The sequence below is a fragment of the Nocardioides ultimimeridianus genome (genome assembly GCF_054777895.1).
Genome location: NZ_BAAHAB010000011.1, coordinates 136149 through 159007 on the forward strand (window position 1 = coordinate 136149; position 22859 = coordinate 159007).

Genomic DNA, 22859 nt, shown 5'->3' on the forward strand with positions numbered 1-22859 from the left:
GCGATGACCGAGCCACGCGCGCTCGTCGAGCGCCTGTACGCCGCCCTCGCGGCCGGCGACGTCGACGCCATCACGGCGACACTCACCGACGACTTCCTCGGCGACCTCACGCCGTCGCTCCCGTTCGGCATCGGGGGCGAGCACCGCGGGCCGTCCGCGATGATCCACGAGGGCTGGTTCCGCTTCGGCGAGCACTGGCGGGTGCGGACGTTCCCCGACGCCTTCGAGCAGCTCGAGGACGGGCGGCTCCAGGTCACCGGCACCTACCGCGGCAAGGGCCGCCGCAGTGGGACGCCGTTCGAGGCCCCGTTCGTCCACACCTGGACCTTCCGTGACGACCGGATCGCCGCGCTCACCCAGCTCACCGACTCCGCCGCCTTCGTCGCGGCGCTCGGCGACGACGCCCCGCTCACCGTCATCGACCTCGGCGTCGCCGACGGCCTGGCGGTCCTGCGCCTCAACCGGCCCGACGCGCGCAACGCGATCGACCAGACGCTCGCCGACGAGCTGCTGGTCGCCGCCCGCCGTGTCGCCACCGACCCGGAGGTCCGCGCGCTCCTCATCTGCGGCGCGGGCCCGGACCTCACCGTCGGCGGCGACATCGGCTTCTTCACCGAGAACGCCGGCGACGACCTCGGCGGGCTGCTGCGAGCGATGACCGCCCCGTTCCACCTGGCCTTCCAGGTCCTCGCGACGCTCGACGTCCCGATTGTCACCGCCGCGCGCGGCGCCGTCGCCGGCGGCGGCCTCGGCCTGGCGTACGCCGCCGACATCCTGATCGCCGCCGACGACACCCGCTTCGTGACGGCGTTCGCGCAGATCGGCCTCAGCGGCGACGGGGGCGGCACCTGGCACCTGCCCCGCCGGATCGGCCCCGCACGGGCCGCGGCGGCGTACCTCCTCAACCAGCCGATCACCGCCGCCCAGGCCCTCGACTGGGGCCTGGTCGCCGAGGTCCTTCCGGCCGACGAGCTCGAGGAGCGCGCCCATGCCCTCGCCCAGCAGCTGGCGAACGGCCCGACCAGGGCGTACGCCGCCATGCGCCGACTCCTCCGCGAGTCCTGGGACCGCAGCCTGCCCGACCAGCTCCACGCCGAGATCGAGGCGCTCGTCGTCGCGGCCGGCACCGACGACGCCCGGGCGGCCCTCGATGCCTTCCTCGCCAAGCAACGCCCGACCTTCCACGGTCGCTGACCCCAGGAGAACCCCGTGAAGAAGATCGCCGACTACGCCGCCCTCACCGGGCCGATCTGCGTGGTCATCACCCTCGCCGGCTGGCTGGTCGCCGGCCTCCTCCCGCTGCCGTTCGGCCCGCGCGACCAGGCCGGGATCGTGCACTTCTTCCTCGACGACCCGACCCGGGTCAAGGCGGGCTTCGTGATCGCCTCGATCGGCACCGCGCTCGCGATGCCGCTGTGGGCCGTCGTCTCGCTGCACCTGTTCCGGATGGACCGCCGGATGCCGCTGCTCGCGCTGGTGCAGGCGATGATCGCCGTGGTCACGCTGGTGATCAACATGTTCCCGCAGCTGATCTTCGCGCTGGCGGCCTTCCGCGCCGACCGTGACCCGGGCGACGTGGTCCTGCTCAACGACCTGGCCTGGCTGCTGCTCTTCACCGGGATCGTGCCGTTCATGGTGCAGAACGTCGTGATCGGCATCGCGATCCTGCGTGACCCGCAGCAGCTGTTCCCGCGCTGGGTCGCGTGGCTCAACTTCTTCGTCGCGTTCTCGTTCATCCCCGACCCGCTCGCCTACTTCTTCAAGAGCGGCATGTTCGCGTGGAACGGGATCTTCGTGTTCTGGCTCGCGCTGACGACGTACTGCGTCTTCATCTTCGTCATGTGCTGGGGCTGCCTCCGGGCCAACCGCACCCTGTCCGACGCCGCACCCGAAGGAGCCTGACCGATGGGCCTGATCCACGACACCGACGACCACCGCGCGATCCGCGAGAGCGTCCAGAAGATCTGCGCGCGCTACGGCCAGCAGTACTTCCTGGAGCGCTCGCGCGCCGGCGAGGACATCACCGAGCTGTGGCAGGAGCTCGGCGACGCCGGCCTGCTCGGCGTCCACCTCCCCGAGGAGTACGGCGGGGGCGGCTGCGGCATGCAGGAGGCGGTCGTGGTCGTCGAGGAGCTCGCGGCGCACGGCATGCCCATGCTCATCTGGGTGATCTCGCCGGCGATGATCGGGTCGATCCTGGCGGCGTACGGCTCGGAGCACCTCAAGCAGGAGTGGCTGCCCGGCATCGCCGCCGGCACCAAGAAGATCGCCTTCGGCCTGACCGAGTCCGACGCAGGATCCAACAGCCACCAGGTCGCCACGACGGCCCGCCGCGACGGTGACGGCTGGGTGCTCAAGGGCGCGAAGACGTTCATCTCCGCGGTCGACCAGGCCGACGCGCTGCTCGTGGTCGCGCGGGACGCCGACCTGTCCACCCCGGAGAAGAAGCGGCTCTCGATCTTCGTCGTGCCGACCGATGCGCCGGGCTTCTCCTACCAGCCCATCCCCACCTCGATCGTGTCGCCGGACAAGCAGTACGGCGTCTTCCTCGACGACGTCCGGGTCGGGCCGGAGAGCCTCGTCGGTCAGGCGGGCGACGGCCTGCGTCAGGTCTTCGCCGCGCTCAACCCCGAGCGGATCCTGGTCGGTGCGATCACCGGCGGTGTCGGGAGGTACGCCGTGGAGCGGGCCGCCGACTACGCCCGGACCCGCGAGGTGTGGGACGTGCCGATCGGCCGGCACCAGGGCGTGGCCCACCCGCTGGCCGCCGCCCACATCGACGTCGAGGTGGGTCGGCTCGCCACCCAGCACGCCGCCCGCCTGTACGACGCCGGCGAGCCCGGCGCGGGCGAGGCCGCCAACATCGCCAAGTACGTCGGCGCCGAGGCGGCCCTCAAGGCGCTCGACCAGGCCATCCAGACCCACGGCGGCAACGGGCTCACCCAGGAGTACGGGCTCTCCGAGCTCTGGTTCACGACCCGCCTGATGCGCACCGCCCCGGTGAGCCGGGAGATGGTCCTCAACTTCGTCGCGCAGACCTCACTCGGCCTGCCGCGTTCCTACTGATCAGGAGACACGACCCATGACCCAGAGCTACGACGCGATCGTCATCGGTGCCGGCGCCGGCGGCCTCTTCACCGCCGCCCGGCTGCAGCACCAGGGCTACCGCACCCTCGTCCTCGAGCGCCTCGACAAGGTCGGCGGCCGCGCGTCGACCACCGACGTCGACGGCTTCAAGGTCAACGACGGCGCGATCGTCATCGAGGTCGGTGGCATCACCCAGCGCACCTGCGAGGAGGTCGGCGCGCCCTTCGACATCCGCGAGCCGAGCCCGCCGATCCTCTACCGGATCAAGGGCAAGGACGTCGACGTCACCGGCGGCGGCTGGGGCTTCCTGCTCCAGAAGCTGACCCGCCAAGGGGCCAAGCTGGTCGGCGGCATCGGCGCCGCCCGCAAGGACGAGGGCCTGCCCGAGGACCAGATGACGCTGCAGGAGTGGGTGTCGAGGTACACCAAGAACGAGGGCGTGCACGGGATCTTCCGCAACATGGCCGCCTCCGTCTTCGCGGTCGGCTCCGAGGACCTGCCCGCCAAGGTCTTCCTGACCTACTTCACCCGCAAGAGCGCGTTCAAGCGCTTCGGCTTCCACCCCGAAGGCACCATCGGCATCTGGAGGGGTCTGGCCGCGGCCATCGAGCGCGACGGCGGCGAGGTCCGGCTCGCCACCGAGGTCGAGCGGATCCTCGTCGAGGACGGGCGCATCACCGGCGTCGTGGTCGGCGGCGAGACCATCAGCGCGCCGGTCGTCGTCAGCAACGTCGGACCCGCCGCGACGCTTGCGCTCCTCGGCGACGCCGACATCCCCGCGGAGTACGCCGACGAGGTCAAGCGCAACGACCGCCCCACCGCGATGATCACGGTCAACTTCGCCAGCCGGGAGCGGCTGATCGAGGCGCCCGGCATGCTCAGCTTCGCCACGTCGCGGCGGCTGGCCTACATCGCCAACTTCACCGACACCTGCCCGGAGATGGCGCCCGAGGGCTGGCACCTGTACGTCGGCACGGCCGTCCCGAAGCCGTCGGTCGGCGACTTCGACGAGGAGTCGGAGTACGGCCTGCTGCTGGAGGACCTGCGCGAGACCATCCCGGGCTTCGACGAGCGCGCCCGGATCCTCAGCAGGGTCACCACGCGCGACGGCTGGCCGCCCCAGCGGGCCGTGGCCGGCTTCGACATGTCCCACGACACCCCGGTAGCCGGGCTGTGGAACGTCGGCGACGGCGTCAAGGAGTACGCCAACGGCGGCACCACCGCGTGTGCGGAGACCGCGGAGATCGTGGCGGGGAAGATCGCGGCGGCGTACGCGCCCGCCTCCTGACTCTCTCGGTTTCTAATGCAAATACGATTCTGAGGCCGACCTCTGGTCACGGAACATAAGTTGAGTTATGGTGGTGCGAACAGGTCACGGGACCACCCTGAACGGAGAAGACGATGAAGTGTGTGACGGTCGATTTCGACAAGTGCACGGGGCTTGGCATCTGCGAGTCGCTCGCGCCCGCTTTCTTCGAGGTCAACGACGACGGCGACCTCGTGCTGCTCCGTGAGGACATCACCGACGCCGAGCTGCAGGAGGTCGAGGAGGCCGTCACCGGCTGCCCGACCGAGGCCCTGCAGATCGTCGAGCGATGAGCGACCCGCGCCGGCTGGTCGTCATCGGGGCCTCGCTCGCCGGCCTGCGGGCCGTCGAGGCCGCGCGCAAGACCGGCTTCGACGGCGAGGTCGTCCTGGTCGGTGCCGAGGAGCACCTGCCCTACGACCGGCCCCCGCTGTCCAAGGCGTTCCTCTACCCGGCCGGCGACGAGGGCCTCGCGCCCGAGCCGTTCTTCCGCGACGAGGCCTACCTGCGCGACGAGCTGTCGGTCGAGCTGCGGCTCGGCGCCCCCGCCACCGCGCTCGACACCGAGCAAAAGGTCGTCGTCGCCGGCGGCGAGGAGATCGCGTACGACGCCCTCGTCATCGCCACCGGCTCCACGCCGCGCCTGCTGCCCGGCACCGGGGGGCTGGCCGGCGTGCACCCGCTGCGCAGCCTCGACGACTCGCTCGCCGTGCGCGACGCACTTGAGGCCGGCGCCCGGACGGTCGTCATCGGCGCCGGGTTCATCGGCTCGGAGGTCGCTGCCACGGCCCGCAAGCGCGGGCTCGAGGCCACGATCATCGAGGCGCTCCCGACGCCGCTGGTCCGCGCGACCGGCACCGAGATGGGCGCTGCCATCGCGTCCCTCCACGAGCAGAACGGCACCGCCCTGCTGTGCGGCACCGGCGTCGCCTCGATCGAGGGCGACGGCCGGGTCGAGAGGGTCGTCCTCGCCGACGGCCGCGAGATCCCGGCCGATCTGGTCGTGGTCGGCATCGGCGTGGTCCCGGCCGTGGACTGGCTCGCCGGCTCCGGCGTACCGCTGGAGAACGGGGTGGTCTGCGACGAGACCCTGTGGACCGGGGTCCCGGGCGTGTACGCCGCCGGCGACGTCGCCAGCTGGCACAACCCGACCATGGGCGAGCGCCAGCGGATGGAGAACTGGACCGCCGCCGCCGAGCAGGGCGCGGCCGCGGCGCGCAACGCGCTGGACCCCGACAACGCCAAGCCCTACGGCACGGTGCCCTACTTCTGGTCCGACTGGTACGACGTGCGGATCCAGTTCGTCGGATCGCCCGACGCCGACGAGGTCCGGCTGGTCGACGGCGACCCGGCCTCGGGCGGCCGGTGGATCGCGCTCTACCGGCGCGGCGACCGCCTGATCGGCGCGCTCACCGTCAACGGCCAGGCCGAGATCATGAAGTACCGCGTGCAGATCATGAAGGGCGGCTCGTGGGACGACGCCCTCGCCTTCGCCGAGGCCCGCCGCAAGGCGCACGAGGAGAAGCTCGCCGGCGTGTAGCCGGCGTCGACGGCTGGGAACTGAGCCACCCGCCGTCCACCCCTGAGGCCGCCCGCTCCGGCCCCTCCCCGGCCGGGCGGGCGGCGTTGGTTTCGTATCGAAACCAACGCGCAGGCCCTCACAGGCCGATGGCTGCGAGCGAGTCGAGATCCTCGATGGCAGCCGCGACGCGGTTGATGCAGGCGAGGCTGATCTCATCGGGCTGCATCTTCGGCTGGTAGAAGGCGCGACCGATGGTGAAGGACCAGGCGGAGTACGCGTAGAAGACCGCTTGCCGGTAGCGAAGCCAGGCCTCGTCGTAGGCCGGGGGCCGGCCGCCGTGCTCGGCGAGACCGGTGAGGTAGTGCTCGAGGAGCTCGCGCTCCCACTCGCGACGCTGCTCGCGCTCGATCGCGGTGCTGACGAGGTAGGCGTAGTCGTAGAACCAGGCGCCGCGCATCGTGCCCTGCCAGTCGGTGTGGCCCATCCGTCCCTCGCCGGTGACATAGACCTGTCCGACGTGACCGTCGCCGTGCAGCAGCGTCTGCGGGCCGCTGGTGGTGGCGAGGTCGAGGCAGCGGCGGGTGCCCTCCCACAGCTTGTCGGCGTGGCCGTAGAGGCTGGCCGGTATCACCGACTTCGCGCGCTCCATGCCGATGGCGGTACGCGGTCCCATGCGAACGAAGGTGGAGAGGTTCCGGTAGAAGTCGTTGGGGGTCTTGAGGACCGCGAGCTCCGGGTCCTCCCAGCACGCACCGTGGTACCGGGCCATGTTGGTGAGCAGGTCCTCCAGCTGCGCCCGCGTGATCGGTGTCGTCGGCTCGTTGAACCGGGCTCCCTTGGTGCTGGCGATGTCCTCCATCAACAGCATGCTCCGCCACGACCGCGCATCGACGGCGCCGTAGTAGCCGAGCGGCGCCTCCATCTCGATGCGGGGCCGGAAGCGCATGAAGAAGTGGGCCTCGCCGTGCAGGACGTCGGCGCCGCCGAGCATCAGCCGCTGGGCGAAGCTCGCCGAGGACTTGGTGAACAACGCCTCGGGCAGGCCCGCGTCCTGTCCCGCCCGGTTGTAGACGACGCGGAGCGCGGCGCGACATGTCGTGCCGGCGTGCGCCTCGGGTACGTCGAACGCCACGACCTCGGCGCCGTCGACGTCCGCGCACAGCACGGCGGTCAGCCACTCGGTGGTGAAGTGGTGGGCGCTGGCCGGTACGTCCGTCGCCGTGTGCGGACGGGCGCGGCCGGCGCGCTCGCGGCCGATGTGGGCGCCGACCGCGACGGCGCGCCCGGCCACCTGGACGAGTGGGTGCACAATGCTCTCCTTCTCGGGTCGATGCTCCGAGCCTGCGCCGTACGCGGTGCGGGCGGAAGGGGCAGAGTGCACCAGCTCTGTGGCATTCTGGCTCCATGTCGGTGGCGACGCGGCTGGCGGCTGAGATCGCCGAGGACGGCAGTGCGTGGGTCGAGCACATCCGCCGGCGGGTACAGGACGAGCTCCCTGATCTGATGCGGTCCCCGATCGCCCTCGAGTTGGCGTCGGCCTCGACGGCGTCGCTGCTGACGCAGTTCAGCGAGGTGCTGGCGGCCGAGGACATGGTCGGCACCGAGCCGCCGCCGGACGCACTGGAGTTCGCTCGGTTCCTGGCGCGCGCCGGCGTACCGCTCTCGTCGCTGCTGCGCTCCTACCGCCTGGGCCAGGAGGAGATCTTCGGCCGCGCTGCACAGCTCGCCGCGGACGGCGACGAGGACGGCGACGAGGGCGGCGACGTCGGCGGATTGCGGGAGGTGGGCCTGCTGACCTTCCGCTTCGTCGACCGGGTGACGACGGGCGTCACGGACGGGTACGAGGCGGAGCGGGAGGCGTTCGCGCGTGGCTCGGCGCTACGGCGCGAACGCACGGTGGCGCGGCTGATGGCGGGGGAGCCGGTTGCGCTCGCGGAGGCTGAGCGCACGCTCGGTTGGCGTCTCGCCGGCGACCACTGCGCGCTCATCGCATGGCCCCTCGACAACGACGTCGACAGCGCGGTGGTCCACTCGGTGACGCGCAGGATCGCCGACTGGGCCGGCCGGGGCCGCCCCTTGCTGCTGCCCGGGCCGGGAGCCGAGTGGTCCGCCTGGCTGCGTCCCGCGGCCGGCACGGAGGAGATCCCGCAGGACCTGCTCGCCGCGATCTCCGCCGCTCGCGTCCGGGTGGCCGTCGGCGGCGTCGGGTCGGGTGTCGACGGCTTCGTCGGATCGCGCCGCGAGGCGGAGGCCGCCCGCCACGTGTCGCCCCGGATCACCCGCCCGCTGGTCAGGTACGCCGAGATCGCGCTGCTGCACGTGTTGCTCAGCGACGAGGCGGCCGCCGCCCGCTTCGTGCGGTCCGAGCTCGGTGGGCTCGCGGCTCCGGAGCATGCCGAGCTGCGGCGCACGCTCCGCGTCTACCTGGAGGCAGGGCAGGACACGACCCGCGCCGCCCGCGTCCTCGACATCCACCGCAACACCGTGATCCGGCGGATCCGTCGGTCCGAGGCGGTACTCGGTCGGGGCGCCGACGTACGGCCTGCCGAGACGATGGCCGCTCTGCAGATCGCTGCTGCGGGCACTGTCCTGCCGTGAGGACTCCGTCTGGCTACGGCGCCAGCGCGCTGCGCACGTAGGACTGGGCGTTGGCGACCACCCGGTCGATGGTGGCCCGGTTCGGCTTCCACCACTCCGCGGTCCAGTTGATGGTGCCCATGACCAGCATCTGCGCGAGATAGGGGTCGAGGTCCTCGCGGAGCTCGCCCGCCTCGGCGGCCGCCTTGAAGAGGTCGCGCCACAGGGCGCCGTACTTCTTCTCCTCGGCGTCGTGGCGCGCGCGGATGCTGTCGGGCAGCTGGCCGGCGTTGCGGATCGACGCGGTCGCGTAGTCGGAGATCGCGAGCTCGTGACGGAGGTGGGTCTCGACGGCGATCAGGATGCGGTCCATCGCGGACGCCTCGGCCGGCGCCTTGGCGAGCTCGGCGGTGAGGTGCTCGCGCATCTCGGCCAGGCCGACCCACATGACCTCCTCGATGAGATCCTCGCGGGAGGGGAAGTAGTAGTAGATCGCGGGCGCCTGCAGCTCGGCGACCTTCGCGACGTCGCTGAGGCGGGTGCCGGCGTACCCGCGCGTGCTGAGGACCTGCGCCGCCGCGTCGAGGATGCGCGTCCGGGTGCGTGCGGACTTCTTGTCCTTCTCGGACTCCGCCTCGAGGGTGCCTGCCGACTTGCGTGCCATGGCTGAATTCTAAACTAGATTCACGGGCGCTGGTCAGCGGCCGAGCCCGCCACGCTTGACCAGCTGGCCGGCGATGACGTTGCGCTGGATCTCGTTCGTGCCCTCGCCGACGATCATCAGCGGCGCGTCGCGGAAGTAGCGCTCCACGTCGTACTCGGTGGAGTAGCCGTAGCCGCCGTGGATCCGTACGGCGTCCAGGGCGAGCTCCATCCCGATCTCGGAGGCGTAGAGCTTGGCCATGCCGGCCTCCATGTCGCAGCGCTCGCCGGCGTCGTACTTCTCGGCGGCGTGCAGGACGAGCTGGCGGGCGGCGGTCAGCTTGGTGGCCATGTCGGCGAGCCGGTGGCCGATCGCCTGGTGCTGCCAGATCGGCTTGCCCATCGACTCGCGCTGCTGGGCGTAGGCGAGGGCGTCGTCGAACGCGGCCTGGCCGACGCCGAGCGCGCGGGAGGCGACCTGGATCCGGCCGGTCTCGAGGCCCCGCATCATCTGGGCGAAGCCCGCGCCCTCGGACTCGCCGAGCAGCGAGGAGGTGGGGGCGCGGAAGTCGTCGAAGGCGAGCTCGCAGGTCTCGACGCCCTTGTAGCCGAGCTTGGGCAGATCGCGGGAGACCACGAGGCCGGGGCCGTGCTCGACGAGCAGGATCGAGACGCCCTTGTGTCGCGGCTGCGCGGCCGGATCGGTCTTGCAGAGCAGGGCGATGAGGCCGGATCGGCGGGCGTTGCTGATCCAGGTCTTGGAGCCGTTGACGACGTACTCGTCGCCGACCTTCTTGGCAGTGGTCTTCATCGCCTGGAGGTCCGAGCCGCCGCCGGGCTCGGTGAGGGCCATGGTGGCCCGTAGCTCGCCGGTCGCCATCCGGGGCAGGTAGTGCTGCTTCTGCTCCTCGGTGCCGAACTGCAGGATCAGCTTGGCGACCACGGTGTGCCCGCCCATCGCGCCGGCCAGGCTCATCCAGCCGCGCGCGAGCTCGGCGGTGATCTCGACGTAGCAGGGCATCGAGACCGCGACGTCGCCGTACGGCTCGGGGATGGCGAGCCCGTAGATGCCGAGCTCCTTCATCTGCTCGATCCACTTCTCGGGGTACTCGTTCGCGTGCTCGAGCTCCTGCACGCTGCCGCGCACGTCCCGGTCGATCCACTCGCGCACGAGCGCGACGATCTCGCGCTCCTCCGGGGACAGTGTCGACATCTGCTCGCCTCGCCTTCCGCGCGGACTGAGGTTGCCCGCTGCTCAAAGTTTAACGTAGATTAAAAGAATGGCGATCGTCAACGCGGCACCCCTGCGTCGTTCCTCACTCTGCGTCCCGGCAGGGGACGGGCACAAGCTCCGCAAGGCCCTGGCGGCCGGCGCCGACGAGGTCGTCATCGATCTCGAGGACGCGGTGGCGTACGACGACAAGGACCGCGCCCGCGCCGAGCTGGCCGCCTTCGACTGGTCGTCGGCCGGTGCGCAGGTAGCGCTATCGGTGCGGGTCAACGCGCCCGGCAGCCCCTGGTGCCACCGCGACCTCGAGGCGGTCGCCGCCATCGACGCGATCGGCTCCGTGGTGGTGCCGAAGGTGGAGAGCCGTGCCGACGTCGGCTTCGTGGAGCGGCTGCTCGCCGGCCTGGAGGGCGAGCGGGCCAGGACCAGCCCGCTCGCCGTCCAGGCCCTGGTCGAGACCGCTTCCGGGGTGCTCGCGCTGGGTGACATCGTGAGCGACGTGCAGCGACTCACCTCCGTCATCGTGGGGTACGCCGATCTCGCGGCCTCCCTCGGCCGCGCGCGCACCGCGCCGGCCGCCTCGTGGGCCGGCGTCCGCGACGCGATCGTGCTGCACGCGCGGGCCGCGGGGGTGGCGGCTGTCGACGGCCCGTTCCTGGGGGTGGCGGTCGACGAGTCCTTCCGCTCCGACGTGGCGAATGCCGCTGTCGTCGGCTTCGATGCGAAGTGGGTGATCCACCCGCGTCAGGTCGCTGCCGTCAACGAGGCCTTCACCCCCTCGGGCGCCGCGGTCGACCACGCCGAGCGCGTCCTCGCGGCCCTGGCGGCCGCGGCCACCGAGGGCAGGGGAGCGGGCGTGGTCGACGGCGCCCTCGTCGACGAGGCGATGGCCCGCGACGCCCGACGGATCCTGGGCCGGGTGGGCGCATGACGGCCGTCGACGTGGCGGGTCCCTTCTTCGACGACCTCGAGGTCGGCCGGGTGTTCACCGATGCCCCCGGGTGCACGCTGACCGAGGGCCGGGCGGCCGCGCACCAGACGATCGTCGGTGACCGCTGGCGGCTCGCGCTCGACGACCACCTCGCGATGGCCGTCGCCGGCCAGCGACTCGCCAGCCCCGCGCTGGTCTGGAACGTCGCCATCGGGCAGTCCACCGTCGCCACCCAGCGGGTGCGCGCGAACCTCTTCTACCGCCGCCTCGCGCTGCTGCGGCAGCCGGCGATCGGCGACACCCTGCGGACCGTCACCACCGTCGTCGGCCTCCGCGAGAACGCCCGGCGCGAGGGGCGTCCGCCGACCGGCCTCGCCGCCCTGCACATGGTCACCGTCGACCAGGAGCAGCGGCCGGTCCTCGACTTCTACCGCTGCGCGATGCTGCCGCTGCGCCCCGGCGCCGGCCCCACCGGGCATGCCGACGACCTCGACGCGATCGGCGCCGAGCCCGTCGACGCGGCAGCGCTGGTGCCGGGCTGGTCGCGCTCGGCGTACGGCGATCACGGGGCGGCCCCCGCCGCCGGCACCGTCCTCCGCGTGGTGTCCGGTGACGTCGTCTCGAGCGCGCCCGAGCTAGCCCGACTGACCCTCAACGTGGCCGCCGTGCACCACGACCGGCACGCCGGTGGTGAGCGGCTCGTCTACGGCGGCCACACCATCGCCCTGGCCGCCTCCCAGGTCCTCCGCGCGATCCCCGGGCTGGCGACGGTCCTGGCGTGGGAGTCCTGCGACCACACCGGCCCGGTCCGCGAGGGCGACACCCTCACCACCGAGATCAGCGTCGAGCGCTCAGCGTCCGTGGGGGAGTGGAGGGTCCTCGACCTGCGCGCCGTCGTCACGGCCGATGGCGAGCGGCCGGTCCTCGACTGGCGCTTCTCGGCCCTCCACCCCTAGGTGGTTCCGCTACGCCTCGGGCAGCTGCCTCACGGCATCGTGTAGCCACCGCTGACGCTGAACAGCTGCCCGGTCACCTGCCGCGCGGCCCGGTCCGAGGAGAGCCACAGCACCGCGTTGGCGACGTCCTCGGCGGTGGTGAGCCGTCCGAGCGGGGTGTCCTTGAGCAGGTACTCCGCCTGCTCGTCGTTGAACACGTTGTCCTTGCCGACCGACCACAGGCTGGATGCCCCCACCGCCTCCGGCCCGTCCGGTACGACGAGGCCCGGGCAGACCACGTTGGAGCGGATGCCGTGCCGGCCGTGCTCGCGGGCGGTCGTGCGGGCCAGCGCGACGACGGCGGCCTTGGTGGCGCCGTACACGCCCTGCCGGATCTGCCCGAACGCGGCCTCCGAGGCGACGAAGACGATGCCGCCCGCGCCCTGCTCTCGCATCGGGCCGAGAGCGGCCTGGGTGGCGGCGATGGCGGTGTAGAAGTTGATCTCCACGGTGCGCTGCCAGTTGCTGCGGTCGGTGTTCTTGGCGATGAAGCCGGGCGTGCTCCAGCCGGCGTTGTTGACCAGCACGTCCAGCCCGCCCCACGCGTCGACGGCGGTGGCGACGGCGCGCTCGGCCTCGCCCTCGACGGTCAGGTCACCGACCGCGAGCAGCACCTCGGCGGCCCCGAGCCCCACGGCCTCGGCCCGCACCCGCTCGGCCTGGTCGCCGTCGATGTCGGCGAGCACGATGCGGCTGCCCTCGGCGGCGAAGCCGTGGACGATGCCGCGGCCGATGTTCGATGCGCCGCCGGTGATCAGCACGCGTGCGCGTGCGAGTCCCAGGTCCATGGCGTTCCTTCCCTCGGTTCTTCGGTAGTGAGCCTTGACACATCCTCGAGCGCCGTCCTAGGCTTCCATAACTCGACTTACGTTAATCTAGATTCAAAAAGTCCGGTAGTCCGGATTGAACGCCTGAAGGGGGTGATGGCGCAATGGCGTCCATGACAGCGACGATCGCGAAGCCGGCCCGGGCGCTGGGCGACGTCCTGGCGATGACCCTGGATGCGCTCGTCATCCTGTGCACCCGGCGCTTCTCCTGGCGCGAGTGCGTGGCGCAGGCGTGGTTCATCGCGCGGGTATCGCTGGTCCCTACCCTGCTGGTGATGCTCGGCTTCACGCTGCTGGTGATCTTCGAGGTCAACCTGCTGTTGAAGGACCTCGGCGCCCTGGATCTGTCCGGCGGCATCGCCGGCATCGCCTCGGTCCAGCAGATCGGGCCCTTCGTCACCGTCGTGGTGGTCGCCGGCGCCGGCGGTACGGCGATGTGCGCCGACCTGGCCGCGCGCACGATCCGCGAGGAGATCGCGGCGATGCAGGTGCTCGGCATCGATCCGATCCAGCGTCTCGTCGTCCCCCGGATCGTGGCGGCGGTGTTCGTCTCGCTGGTCCTCAACGTGCTGATCTGCGCGGGCGGCCTGATCGGCGGCTACTTCTTCTCGGTCTACCTCCAGGGCGTCACCCCGGGGGCGTACGTCGCCAGCATCCCGCTGTTCACCGGCATTCCCGAGCTCGCGGTCAGCATGCTCAAGGCGCTCATCTTCGGGCTGATCGCCGCGATCATCGCCTGCTACCGCGGTCTCAACGTGGCCGGCGGCTCCAAGGGCGTCGGCGACGCCGTCAACCAGGCGGTCGTCATCACCGTGGCCGTGCTCGTCCCGGTCAGCCTGACCATCACTCTCATCCAGTTCGCGGTCCTGTGAGGAACCACCTGTGACCACCACGCTCCCCCGCCTGGCCGACCTCAGGTCGCGGCCGGGCAAGGCGCTCGACGCGATCGGCGCGCACGGGCTGTTCTACGCCCGCGTCATCCTCAACGTCCCGAGGGCCCTCACCCGGCACCGCGGCGAGGTGCTGCGGCTGATCGCCGAGCTCGGCACCGGCACCGGAGCGCTGGCCATGGTCGGCGGGTCGGTCGTCATCGTCACCTCGATCACCTTCTTCGCCGGTGCCGTGGCCGCGGCCCAGGGCTTCGACTCGGCCTCGAGCATCGGGGTCGGTTCGCTGAGCCCGCTGCTGGCAGCGTTCTTCACCGCGCGTCTCTCGACGCCGCTGCTCGCGGGAGTGGCGCTCGCGGTGACGCTGGGAGCGGCGACGACCTCGCAGCTCGGAGCGATGCGGATCAGCGAGGAGATCGACGCGCTCGAGGTGATGGCGATCCCGTCGCTGCCCTACCTCGCCTCGACGCGGGTCGCGGCCGGGCTGATCGTGATCACGCCGCTCTACGTCTTCGCGACCCTGGGCGGCTTCCTGGCCGACTACCTGCTGCTGGTGCTCTTCTACCACGTCGGTCAGGGCAACTTCAGCCACTACTTCTTCCTCTACCTCAACCCCTTGGACATCGTCTTCTCCTACGTCCAGGTGCTCGGGATGGTCGTGGTGATCATGCTGATCCACACCTTCTACGGCTACAGCGCCAGCGGCGGTCCGGCCGGTGTCGGCGAGGCCGTCGGCCGCTCGGTCCGCGCCTCGCTGAGCGGCGTCATGATCGTCAACCTGCTCATCGGCATGGCGATCTACTCCAACGTCAACACCTTCCACCTGGCCGGCTGAGGGGACGGGGCAGATGGGCAATCAGCAGATGGGCAATCAGAGGGGTAGGCAGTCACTCACCCGCGCGGCCGGAGTCGGCCTGATCCTCGCCGTCATCGGCGCCTTCGCGCTCACGGCGGCCTTCTACAACCGCGCCTTCGAGGACCCCGCGCAGATCACCCTGACCACGGCGCGCGCGGGGCTGGTCATGGACGCGGGCAACAAGGTCAAGCTCCGCGGCGTCGAGATCGGCCGCGTCGGCTCGGTCAGGCTCGAGAACGGCAGGGCGGTGATCGTGCTCGACCTGGACCGCGACCAGCTGGACGAGATCCCTGCCAACGTGACCGCGCAGATCCGTGCCACGACCGTCTTCGGAGCCAAGTACGTCGAGCTCGTGCCCCCCGCCGACCCGTCGCCGACCCGGCTCGCCGACGGCGCCGCGGTCCGCACGTCCGGCGTCACGGTCGAGGTCAACACCGTCTTCGACGATCTGGACCGCGTCTTGGGCGGGCTCGACGTGGCCGGCCTCAACAACACGCTGACCGTCGTCTCGCGCACGCTGAGCGGCCGTGGCGCGGAGATCGCCCAGGTCGCCGCGCGCGCGGACGACTACCTGACCCGGCTCCAGCCCGAGCTGCCCCAGCTGCGGCGCGACCTGCTCGGCGTCGCGCGGTTCGCCCGCCTCGGCGTACGGATCTCTCCGGCGCTGCTCGCGATCCTGCGCAACGCCACGGTCACGGCCAACACCGTCAACGCCCACAGCGCCGAGCTGAGCACGCTCCTGGTCGACCTGTCCGTGCTGGGGGCGCACGGAGCCAAGGTGCTCGGGGTGAACGCGGACGCGCTCGCCGCCCTGTTGCGCACGCTCCACCCGTCCGCGGCCACGCTGCGCGCCTACGCGGTCGAGCTGCCGTGCCTGTTCCAGGGGCTCGACAACACCCGCAAGCTCATGGCGGGAGTCATCGGCGGCACCACGCCGGCGCTGCGGGCCTACGTCAGCATCCGCTCGAAGCTTCCGAAGTACACCGTGCCGAGCGACCTCCCCGGACTGCCGCGGGGCGGTGCCGCGTCGTGCGCGGGCATGCCCCTGCTCGGCTCCGGCCAGATCCCCTACCCGGAGCGGGGGCCGGTCCAGTGAAGGTCACCGGTCCCGCGATCCGGCTCGCCATCTTCGGTCTCGCCGGCGCCTTGATGCTCGTGCTGCTCTACCTCACCCTGGGCCAGATCCAGCTCGGTCCGAGCAACCACTACAGCGTGCTCATGCACGACGTCAGCGGGCTCAGCTCCGGCGACCTGGTCCGCGTCGCGGGCGTCCAGGTCGGCCAGGTCGACGGCCTGCACCTGGTCGGCTCCGGCGATGGCGCGAACCCCGACAGCAATGAGGTGCGGGTCGACTTCCACGTCGCCGACACCCAGCACCTCACCGACCAGACCCAGGTCCTGGTCCGCTACGAGAACCTCCTCGGCGACCGCTACCTCGAGCTCGCCCAGGGCGGGGAGGGCGGTACGCCGCTCCCCGACGGCGCCACGATCCCCGCCGACCGAGCCACCCCAGCCCTCGACCTCGACGTGCTGCTCAACGGGTTCCACCCGCTCTTCGAGGGGCTCCAGCCCGACCAGGTCAACGAGCTCGCGACCAACCTGATCCAGACCCTGCAGGGCCAGGGCGGCACGGTGCAGTCGCTGCTCGCGCAGACGGCGTCCCTGACCAACGGGCTGGCCGACGACAGCTCCACGATCACCTCGCTGATCACCCACCTGGACCGCCTCCTCGGCCACGTGAACTCCCGCGACGCCCAGCTGCGCCAGACCATCACCCAGTTCCGCACGCTGGTGACCGGCTTGGCGAAGGACCGGGACCCGATCACGACCTCGGTCGTCTCCATCAACGCGATGGCGGCCCGGCTGAGCAGCCTGTTCACCCAGGTCCGCGGGCCGTTCCACTCGACCACGATCGCGGTCAGCGACCTCGCGCGGCTGCTCAACACCAACACCGCCACGCTCAACAAGGTCCTGGCCCAGCTGCCGCGGGCCTACCAGCTGCTCGACCGGGTCGGCTCCCACGGATCGTTCTTCAACTTCTACCTGTGCTCGGTCCAGATCAAGACCGGATCGGCCGCGCACCCGATCGAGACGCCCGTCGTCCGCAGTCAAGTGAGCCGGTGCAACTGAGATGAAGATGTTCCGCGAGCGCAACCCGCTGCCACTGGGACTCGTCGTGATCGTCTGGCTGGTCGCGACGATCCTGGTGGTGCTCAACATCAACGGCATCGTCGGCGCGTTCGGCCGTCACTACAGCGTGCTGCTCCCCGAGGCCGCCGGCCTGGTGCAGGGCGACCCGGTGCGGGTCAGCGGCCTGCACGTCGGGCGCGTCGGCACGATCAAGCTCGACGGGCCCGGCGTCCTGGTCGACTTCTCGATCACCGACCCGCATGTCGAGCTCGGCGACCTCACCAGCGCGCAGGTGAGCGTCGAGACCGTGCTGGGGGACAAGGCCCTGGTCCTGACATCGGCCGGGTCCGGCACGCTGGCCGCGGACGCGACCATCCCGATGAGTCGCGCCTCGGTCCCGTACGACGTCAACGACGCGCTCTCCGACCTGCAGCGCACGACCTCGAAGATCGACGTCCCCCGCGTCGCGGACGCACTGACCACCGTCGCCGACACCGTCAAGGGCTCGACCCCCGAGCTCCGCTCGGCGCTGCTCGGGGTCAGCCGGATCTCGGCCACCGTCGCCAGCCGCGACACCGCCCTGCGCAGCCTGCTCGGCAACGCCAACCGCTTCTCGCGGATCCTGTCCGACCGCAGCGGCGACCTGACCCGGCTGGTCAAGGACGGCAACGTCTTCTTCGCCGCGCTGCTCCAGCGGCGCCAGGACATCGCGAGCCTGCTGGTGAACGTCCGGGCGATGGCCACCCAGCTCGACGGCCTGGTCACCGACAACGACAAGACCCTCGCCCCCGCGCTGAACGGTCTCAACCGGGTCCTCGGCACCCTGCAGCACAACAAGGCGAACCTCGGCCAGGCGCTGCGCGGGCTCTCGGTCTACGTGACCGGCCTCGGCGAGGTCGTCGGCTCCGGGCCGTTCTTCACCGCCTATCTGCAGAACGTCCTTCCGGGCAACATGCTCACCCCCACGATCAACCCGCGCCCGGCGTACTCCCGCTACCTGGCGCCCGCACTGGGAGGCAGCAATGGCTAAGGGAACGGGTGACTCGCTCACGAAGTGGCTGCGCCTCGGCCTGCCGCTGGCGGTCGTGGTCGCGCTCCTCAGCGCGTTCACCGTCCACCACGCCGGACGCACCGACCTGACGGCGTACTTCGCCGACACCGACGGCATCTATCCCGGCGACGAGGTGCGTGTCCTCGGCGTACCCGTCGGCAAGATCGACTCGATCACCCCCGAGGGCGACCAGGTCAAGGTCACCCTGCACGTCGACGGCGGCGTCGACCTGCCCGCCGACGCCAAGGCGGTCATCGTCGCGCCCTCCCTGGTCAGCAGCCGCTACGTCCAGCTCACTCCGCGGTACGTCGGCGGCGACAAGCTCGCCGACGGCGCGACCATCCCGATCACCCGCACCGCGGTGCCGGTCGAGTGGGACGCCATCAAGGGCCAGCTCAACGACCTCGTCACCGCGCTCGGGCCGAACGGCGCCAACAAGCAGGGCGCCCTCAACGACCTGATCGACGCAGGATCCACCGCCCTGCACGGCGAGGGCGGCCGCCTCAACCGGACCATCGCCGACCTCGCCAGCGCGATCCGCGTCCTCGACGGGGGCAGCGACGACGCGTTCGCGACCGTGCGCAACCTCGCGATCTTCGCCGCCGCGATGAAGCGCAGCAACGGCCAGGTGGGCCAGTTCATCACCCGCCTGGACTCCGTCTCCGGGCTGCTGTCCTCCGACCGCCACCTGGTCCGCGGCGCCCTGAGCTCGCTCTCGGTGGCCGTCGGCGACGTCGAGAGGTTCGTGCAGCACCACCGCGGCCGGATCGGGACCCTGCTCACGCGCCTCACCTCGGTCATGCGGCTGGTCACCACCCACCAGGCCGACCTCGCCCAGATCCTGCACGTCGCGCCCAACGCGCTGCGGAACCTGATCGAGAGCTACCACCAGCGCCAGAACGCCGTCGCCGTCGACCTGCACGGTGCCAACATCCACTCGCCGGGCCAGCTCATCTGCGGCGCCATCGGCACCGCCGCCGGCACCGGCAGCGAGGGCACCGAGAAGCTCTGCTCGAAGCTCATGGGCAACCTGCTCGACGGCCTCGCCAACACCCCCGGCGCGCAGAACACCCTCGACGCCCTGCTCGTCCTGCTGGGAGGCCTGAAGTGAAGAGGATCCTGGCCCCGCTCCTCTGCCTCGGCTGCGCGGTGCTGCTCAGCAGCTGTCGCTTCGGCGGCATCAACCAGACCGTCCTCCCGGGCGCCATCGGCACCGGCAGCGACGCCCTCCACCTCACCGTCGAGCTCCCCGACGTCGGCACCCTGACGCCCAACGCCCAGGTCAAGGTCGGCGACATCGCGGTCGGCACGGTCACCTCGATCAAGGCCGTCGACTGGCACGCCGAGGCCACGCTCAGCATCGACCCCGGTACCCGGCTGCCGGCCGACACGCTGGCCCGGGTCGGCGTGAACACGCTGCTGGGGGCGGCGTACGTCGAGCTCGACCCGCCCGCGCACCCCACCGGCACGCTGGCCGACGGTGCCACCATCCCGCTGGCCCGCACCCACGCCTACCCCTCCACCGAGGAGGTGCTGTCCGCGGCATCGGTCGCCCTCAACGGCGGCGGTCTGGAGCAGGTCAGCACCATCACCCGCGAGCTGAACAAGGTGCTCGGCGGCAACGATCACGCCGTCGCGGACCTGCTGCCCCGGATGAACTCCTTCGTCACCGCCGTGAACGGGCAGCGGACCCAGATCCTCGGTGCCATCCGCGACATGAACACCCTCGCGAAGCGGTTCGACGGCTCCCACCAGGTCATCGACCACGCCCTGGACGCCTTGGGGCCCGCGCTGCGGACGCTGTCGCACAACCGCCCCGCGCTCACCCGCGCCCTGACCGCCCTCACCCGGCTCAGCAAGGTCGCCACGCCCCTGGTGGACCGGGTGCGGAGCGACCTCGTGGGCGACCTGACCGACGTCGTACCGGCGCTGCAGGCACTGCGCCGGGCCGGACCGTCGCTGGTCCGTGGGCTCGGGTTCGCCATCACCTTCCCGTTCGCCCCGGAGACGGTGCAGAACGCGTGCCGCGGCGACTACTGCAACCTCGACCTGACCCTGGACCTGACCGGCACCTCGCTGCTCAACGGCTTCACCACGCCCTCGGGCGGGATCGGGGTCCCGGGCCTGCCCGGCCTCGACCTGACCTCGCTGCTGGGGTCGCTGCTCGGCACGCCCCTCAAGGGCGCCGGGGCGCCGACCTCCAGCGCCGGCGGAGCGGCCGGCGGAGGCGGGACGACGGGCGGGACGACGGGTGGGACAGCCACGGGCGGCCTGAGCCAGCTGCTCACCGGACTGCTGGGAGGGAACCGATGAAGGGCGCGTCCTCGCTGATCAAGAAGCAGCTCGTGGCGTTCGCGATCGCCTCCGTCATCGGCATCGTCGTGCTCGCCATGACCTTCCTGCGGGTCCCCGAGCAGCTCGGGATCGGCCGCTACCACGTCACCGCCGACTTCACCCAGGCCGCCGGTCTCTACTCCGGCGCCGAGGTCACCTACCTCGGCTCGCCCATCGGCAAGGTCGACTCCCTGCACGTCGACGGCGACCACGTCGTCGCCGACCTCGACCTCAGGACCGACATCACGGTGCCGGCCGGGGTCACCGCCGCCATCCACAGCAGGTCCGCCGTGGGCGAGCAGTACGTCGACCTCGCGCCGGCGGCCTCGACGACCGGATCGGCGGGCAGCCTCTCCGATGGCTCGAGCATCCCGATCGCCCGCACGTCGTACCCCGTCGAGATCGGGCCGGTCCTCGACAACGTCGAGGCGCTGGTCAAGGACCTGCACCAGAAGAAGCTGAACTCGCTCCTCTCCGAGACCGATCGCGGGCTCAGCGGGCGGGCAGGCGACCTCCAGGACATCCTGGACCTGACCACCGACCTGGTCACCAAGGCCGACGCCAACCTGGCCCCGACCCAGCAGCTCCTGCGCGACGCCGAGCCCGTCCTCGGGACCATCAACGGGCACGCCGGCAACATCACCCGGCTGACCCGCAACCTCGATCTCGTCACGCACGAGCTCCGCGCCGGCAACGGTGACCTGAGCACCCTGCTGACCACCGGGCCCGGGTTCAGCAGCACCACGACCTCCTTCGTCGACCAGCTCGGTCGTCAGCTGCCGCCGCTGCTCGCCGTCACCAACCCGGTCCTGCAGACCCTCGCCACCTACAACCCCGCGCTGGCCCAGCTGCTCAGCGACTACCCGAAGGCACTGGCCGCGGTGCAGTCCGTCACCCTGCCGAACGTCGCCGACCACTACGTCCGGCTGACGCTGTCCAACCTGATGGATCCGCCCGAGTGCATCCAGGGCTTCCTGCCGCCGTCGAGGTGGGCCGGGCCGCTCGAGAACGAGCCGCGGCGGACCCCGCTCGTGTACTGCTCGGCCTCGCACTCCGATCCCCGCGACGTCCGCGGCGCGCGCAACATCCCCTGCCCGAACAACCCTGCCCGTCGCGAGGCCCTCGCGGCGCGGTGCTGAGGAGGACCCGATGGGCTCCGAACGGATCCGTGGCGACTACCTGACCCTGAGGATCGCCCTCCTGCTCGTCGTGGCGTACGTCGTCCTCGGCCTGGTCGGCTTCGCCGTCCTGGCCGGGTTCTGGCCGCCGCCGGGGGAGGACCTCGATGCGGCCGGCATCGCGGCGTACTTCCTCCAGCACCACACCGGCATCACCGTCGGCATGATCCTGATGGCCGCGGCCGGGCCGTTCTACTTCCCGTGGAGCGTCGCGCTGTCGAAGATCATCGGCCGTATCGAGGGGCCGATGGGTGCGCTGTCGAGCATCGAGCTCGTGGGCGGCCTGCTCACCGCACTCGTGACGTTCACGCCGGCGACCATCTGGCTGACCGCGTCCTTCCGCGTCCACGAGCGCAGCCCCGAGACGATCCACACGTTCTACGACTTCGGCTGGATGTTCTTCGACACCACCTTCGTCTGCTCCACGCTGCAGAGCTTCGCCCTCGGCGTGGCGATCCTGCGCGACCGGCGCGAGGTGCCCCTGCTGCCCCGCTGGACGGCGTACGTCGCCTTCATGACCGGGCTCAGCTACGTGCCGCTCACCGTCATGCCGCTGGTCCGGACCGGGCCGTTCGCCTGGAGCGGCCTGATCAGCTTCTGGGTCGTCTTCGTGATGTTCTTCGTGATGATCGCGGTCGTCACGCCCTACGCCTATCGTGCGCTGCGCCGGCTCGAGGCCGAGGACATCGCTGTGGCGTCGGCCGCCTGATCACAGCTGCACCGGGAGGCGGACCGCCCCCGCGCGCATGCGCCAGCCGACGAGCTCGACCGGACGGCCCCGGTGCCCCCGCATCCTGCGTCCGCGGATCGCGTCCCACGCCGGCCCGGGCGCCGCGAGGTCGAATCGGACCGACCCGGGGCCGTCGCCGGCGAGCAGAGCCGTGATCCGGGCGGCCGCGATCAAGAAGCCCGACACGGACAGGGCGACCGACAGCCCCTCACCGAAGGCCACGGTGCCCGTCATCACGAAGGCGTCGCCGTTCCCGATCGGCCACGGTCCGGCGAGCTGTGCTGCGGTCTCGGGCCAATCGGCCGCCGCGGACGTGGTCCGGCCGCGAGGGAGCCTGGCCACCACGAGGCCGGTCGGGAACGCCTCGTCGAACTCGGTCAGCGTGATCGCCGGCCGGCTCGCGACGTCCTCGACCAGCTCGGACTCGTAGAGCGTGATCGATTCCAGCCGGACAGGGACACCTGCGATGCCCGTCGCGAGCAGGTGCTGGGACGCGGAGAGGCTCAATCCGTGCTCCTCGAGCAGGCGGGCTGCTGTCCGTTCCGAGATCAGGGACATGACATCAGCGTGGCGCAGCT

Annotated in this window: 23 protein-coding genes; 18 read left to right on the plus strand and 5 right to left on the minus strand. The window is 71.3% G+C overall.

Features of this window, described 5'->3' with window-relative positions; genetic code table 11:
* Positions 1-3 precede the first annotated feature (3 nt).
* The 6 genes from ACYU8V_RS12105 to ACYU8V_RS12130 all read left to right on the plus strand — a co-directional run bounded on the left by ACYU8V_RS12105 (position 4) and on the right by ACYU8V_RS12130 (position 5933).
* Positions 4-1194 (plus strand): enoyl-CoA hydratase-related protein, encoded by a 1191-nt coding sequence (locus ACYU8V_RS12105; protein ID WP_460847643.1) that lies wholly within the window; start codon positions 4-6, stop codon positions 1192-1194.
* Positions 1195-1209: 15 nt separating this feature from the next.
* Positions 1210-1902 (plus strand): hypothetical protein, encoded by a 693-nt coding sequence (locus tag ACYU8V_RS12110; RefSeq protein WP_460847644.1) that lies wholly within the window; start codon positions 1210-1212, stop codon positions 1900-1902.
* Between the two features lie 3 nt (positions 1903-1905).
* Positions 1906-3066 (plus strand): acyl-CoA dehydrogenase family protein, encoded by a 1161-nt coding sequence (locus tag ACYU8V_RS12115; protein WP_460847645.1) that lies wholly within the window; start codon positions 1906-1908, stop codon positions 3064-3066.
* Positions 3067-3082: 16 nt separating this feature from the next.
* Positions 3083-4375, plus strand: a complete 1293-nt coding sequence (locus tag ACYU8V_RS12120; RefSeq protein WP_460847646.1) for a phytoene desaturase family protein — start codon at positions 3083-3085, stop codon at positions 4373-4375.
* A gap of 122 nt (positions 4376-4497) precedes the next feature.
* Entirely contained in the window at positions 4498-4686 is a 189-nt protein-coding gene (locus ACYU8V_RS12125; RefSeq protein WP_460847648.1) for a ferredoxin, read from the plus strand.
* Positions 4683-5933 (plus strand): NAD(P)/FAD-dependent oxidoreductase, encoded by a 1251-nt coding sequence (locus tag ACYU8V_RS12130; RefSeq protein WP_460847649.1) that lies wholly within the window; start codon positions 4683-4685, stop codon positions 5931-5933. The genes ACYU8V_RS12125 and ACYU8V_RS12130 overlap by 4 nt, the downstream gene beginning before the upstream one ends.
* 118 nt (positions 5934-6051) lie before the next feature.
* Here the strand turns inward: ACYU8V_RS12130 and ACYU8V_RS12135 are convergent, their stop codons facing one another.
* Positions 6052-7224, minus strand: coding sequence for a phosphotransferase (locus tag ACYU8V_RS12135; protein ID WP_460847651.1), 1173 nt, complete (start codon positions 7222-7224; stop codon positions 6052-6054).
* Positions 7225-7319: 95 nt separating this feature from the next.
* Between ACYU8V_RS12135 and ACYU8V_RS12140 the strand changes: the two genes are divergently transcribed.
* A complete protein-coding gene (locus ACYU8V_RS12140) occupies positions 7320-8513 on the plus strand; it encodes a PucR family transcriptional regulator (RefSeq protein WP_460847652.1) in 1194 nt (397 codons plus the stop codon).
* 13 nt (positions 8514-8526) lie between these two features.
* Here ACYU8V_RS12140 and ACYU8V_RS12145 read toward each other — a convergent pair whose 3' ends face one another.
* Both ACYU8V_RS12145 and ACYU8V_RS12150 read right to left on the minus strand, forming a co-directional pair.
* Positions 8527-9156, minus strand: a complete 630-nt coding sequence (locus ACYU8V_RS12145; protein ID WP_460847654.1) for a TetR/AcrR family transcriptional regulator — start codon at positions 9154-9156, stop codon at positions 8527-8529.
* Between the two features lie 33 nt (positions 9157-9189).
* Positions 9190-10347 (minus strand): acyl-CoA dehydrogenase family protein, encoded by a 1158-nt coding sequence (locus ACYU8V_RS12150; RefSeq protein ID WP_460847655.1) that lies wholly within the window; start codon positions 10345-10347, stop codon positions 9190-9192.
* 67 nt (positions 10348-10414) lie between these two features.
* Here ACYU8V_RS12150 and ACYU8V_RS12155 point away from each other — a divergent pair, with 67 nt between their 5' ends.
* Positions 10415-11293 carry an HpcH/HpaI aldolase/citrate lyase family protein gene (locus ACYU8V_RS12155; protein ID WP_460847656.1) on the plus strand — a complete coding sequence of 293 codons (879 nt, stop codon included), beginning with the start codon at positions 10415-10417 and terminating at the stop codon, positions 11291-11293.
* Positions 11290-12249, plus strand: a complete 960-nt coding sequence (locus ACYU8V_RS12160; protein ID WP_460847658.1) for a MaoC family dehydratase — start codon at positions 11290-11292, stop codon at positions 12247-12249. The genes ACYU8V_RS12155 and ACYU8V_RS12160 overlap by 4 nt, the downstream gene beginning before the upstream one ends.
* 29 nt (positions 12250-12278) lie before the next feature.
* On the opposite strand, the gene ACYU8V_RS12165 is transcribed toward ACYU8V_RS12160, so the two are convergent.
* The gene (locus ACYU8V_RS12165) at positions 12279-13076 is read right to left on the minus strand and encodes an SDR family NAD(P)-dependent oxidoreductase (RefSeq protein WP_460847661.1); all 798 of its coding nucleotides are present in this window, start codon (positions 13074-13076) and stop codon (positions 12279-12281) included.
* A gap of 152 nt (positions 13077-13228) precedes the next feature.
* Between ACYU8V_RS12165 and ACYU8V_RS12170 the strand changes: the two genes are divergently transcribed.
* From ACYU8V_RS12170 to ACYU8V_RS12210, 9 genes are read left to right on the plus strand one after another with little or no spacing between them, the layout of a single operon-like run.
* Positions 13229-13987 (plus strand): MlaE family ABC transporter permease, encoded by a 759-nt coding sequence (locus ACYU8V_RS12170; protein ID WP_460847662.1) that lies wholly within the window; start codon positions 13229-13231, stop codon positions 13985-13987.
* Between the two features lie 10 nt (positions 13988-13997).
* Complete coding sequence (locus ACYU8V_RS12175) at positions 13998-14837, plus strand: MlaE family ABC transporter permease (protein WP_460847663.1); 840 nt, start codon at positions 13998-14000, stop codon at positions 14835-14837.
* Between the two features lie 28 nt (positions 14838-14865).
* Positions 14866-15954 (plus strand): MCE family protein, encoded by a 1089-nt coding sequence (locus ACYU8V_RS12180; protein ID WP_460847665.1) that lies wholly within the window; start codon positions 14866-14868, stop codon positions 15952-15954.
* On the plus strand, positions 15951-16988 hold the full coding sequence (locus ACYU8V_RS12185) for an MCE family protein (protein WP_460847667.1): 1038 nt from the start codon (positions 15951-15953) through the stop codon (positions 16986-16988). Before ACYU8V_RS12180 ends, ACYU8V_RS12185 begins: the two co-directional genes overlap by 4 nt.
* A gap of 1 nt (position 16989) precedes the next feature.
* Positions 16990-18018 (plus strand): MCE family protein, encoded by a 1029-nt coding sequence (locus tag ACYU8V_RS12190; RefSeq protein WP_460847668.1) that lies wholly within the window; start codon positions 16990-16992, stop codon positions 18016-18018.
* On the plus strand, positions 18011-19150 hold the full coding sequence (locus tag ACYU8V_RS12195; protein WP_460847671.1) for an MCE family protein: 1140 nt from the start codon (positions 18011-18013) through the stop codon (positions 19148-19150). Before ACYU8V_RS12190 ends, ACYU8V_RS12195 begins: the two co-directional genes overlap by 8 nt.
* Complete coding sequence (locus tag ACYU8V_RS12200; protein WP_460847673.1) at positions 19147-20352, plus strand: MCE family protein; 1206 nt, start codon at positions 19147-19149, stop codon at positions 20350-20352. Before ACYU8V_RS12195 ends, ACYU8V_RS12200 begins: the two co-directional genes overlap by 4 nt.
* Positions 20349-21512 carry an MCE family protein gene (locus ACYU8V_RS12205; protein ID WP_460847674.1) on the plus strand — a complete coding sequence of 388 codons (1164 nt, stop codon included), beginning with the start codon at positions 20349-20351 and terminating at the stop codon, positions 21510-21512. The genes ACYU8V_RS12200 and ACYU8V_RS12205 overlap by 4 nt, the downstream gene beginning before the upstream one ends.
* A 10-nt stretch (positions 21513-21522) precedes the next feature.
* Positions 21523-22260: a hypothetical protein gene (locus ACYU8V_RS12210; protein WP_460847676.1), complete on the plus strand. Its 738-nt coding sequence runs from the start codon at positions 21523-21525 to the stop codon at positions 22258-22260.
* Here the strand turns inward: ACYU8V_RS12210 and ACYU8V_RS12215 are convergent, their stop codons facing one another.
* Positions 22261-22839 (minus strand): hypothetical protein, encoded by a 579-nt coding sequence (locus ACYU8V_RS12215; RefSeq protein WP_460847678.1) that lies wholly within the window; start codon positions 22837-22839, stop codon positions 22261-22263.
* Positions 22840-22859 lie beyond the last annotated feature (20 nt).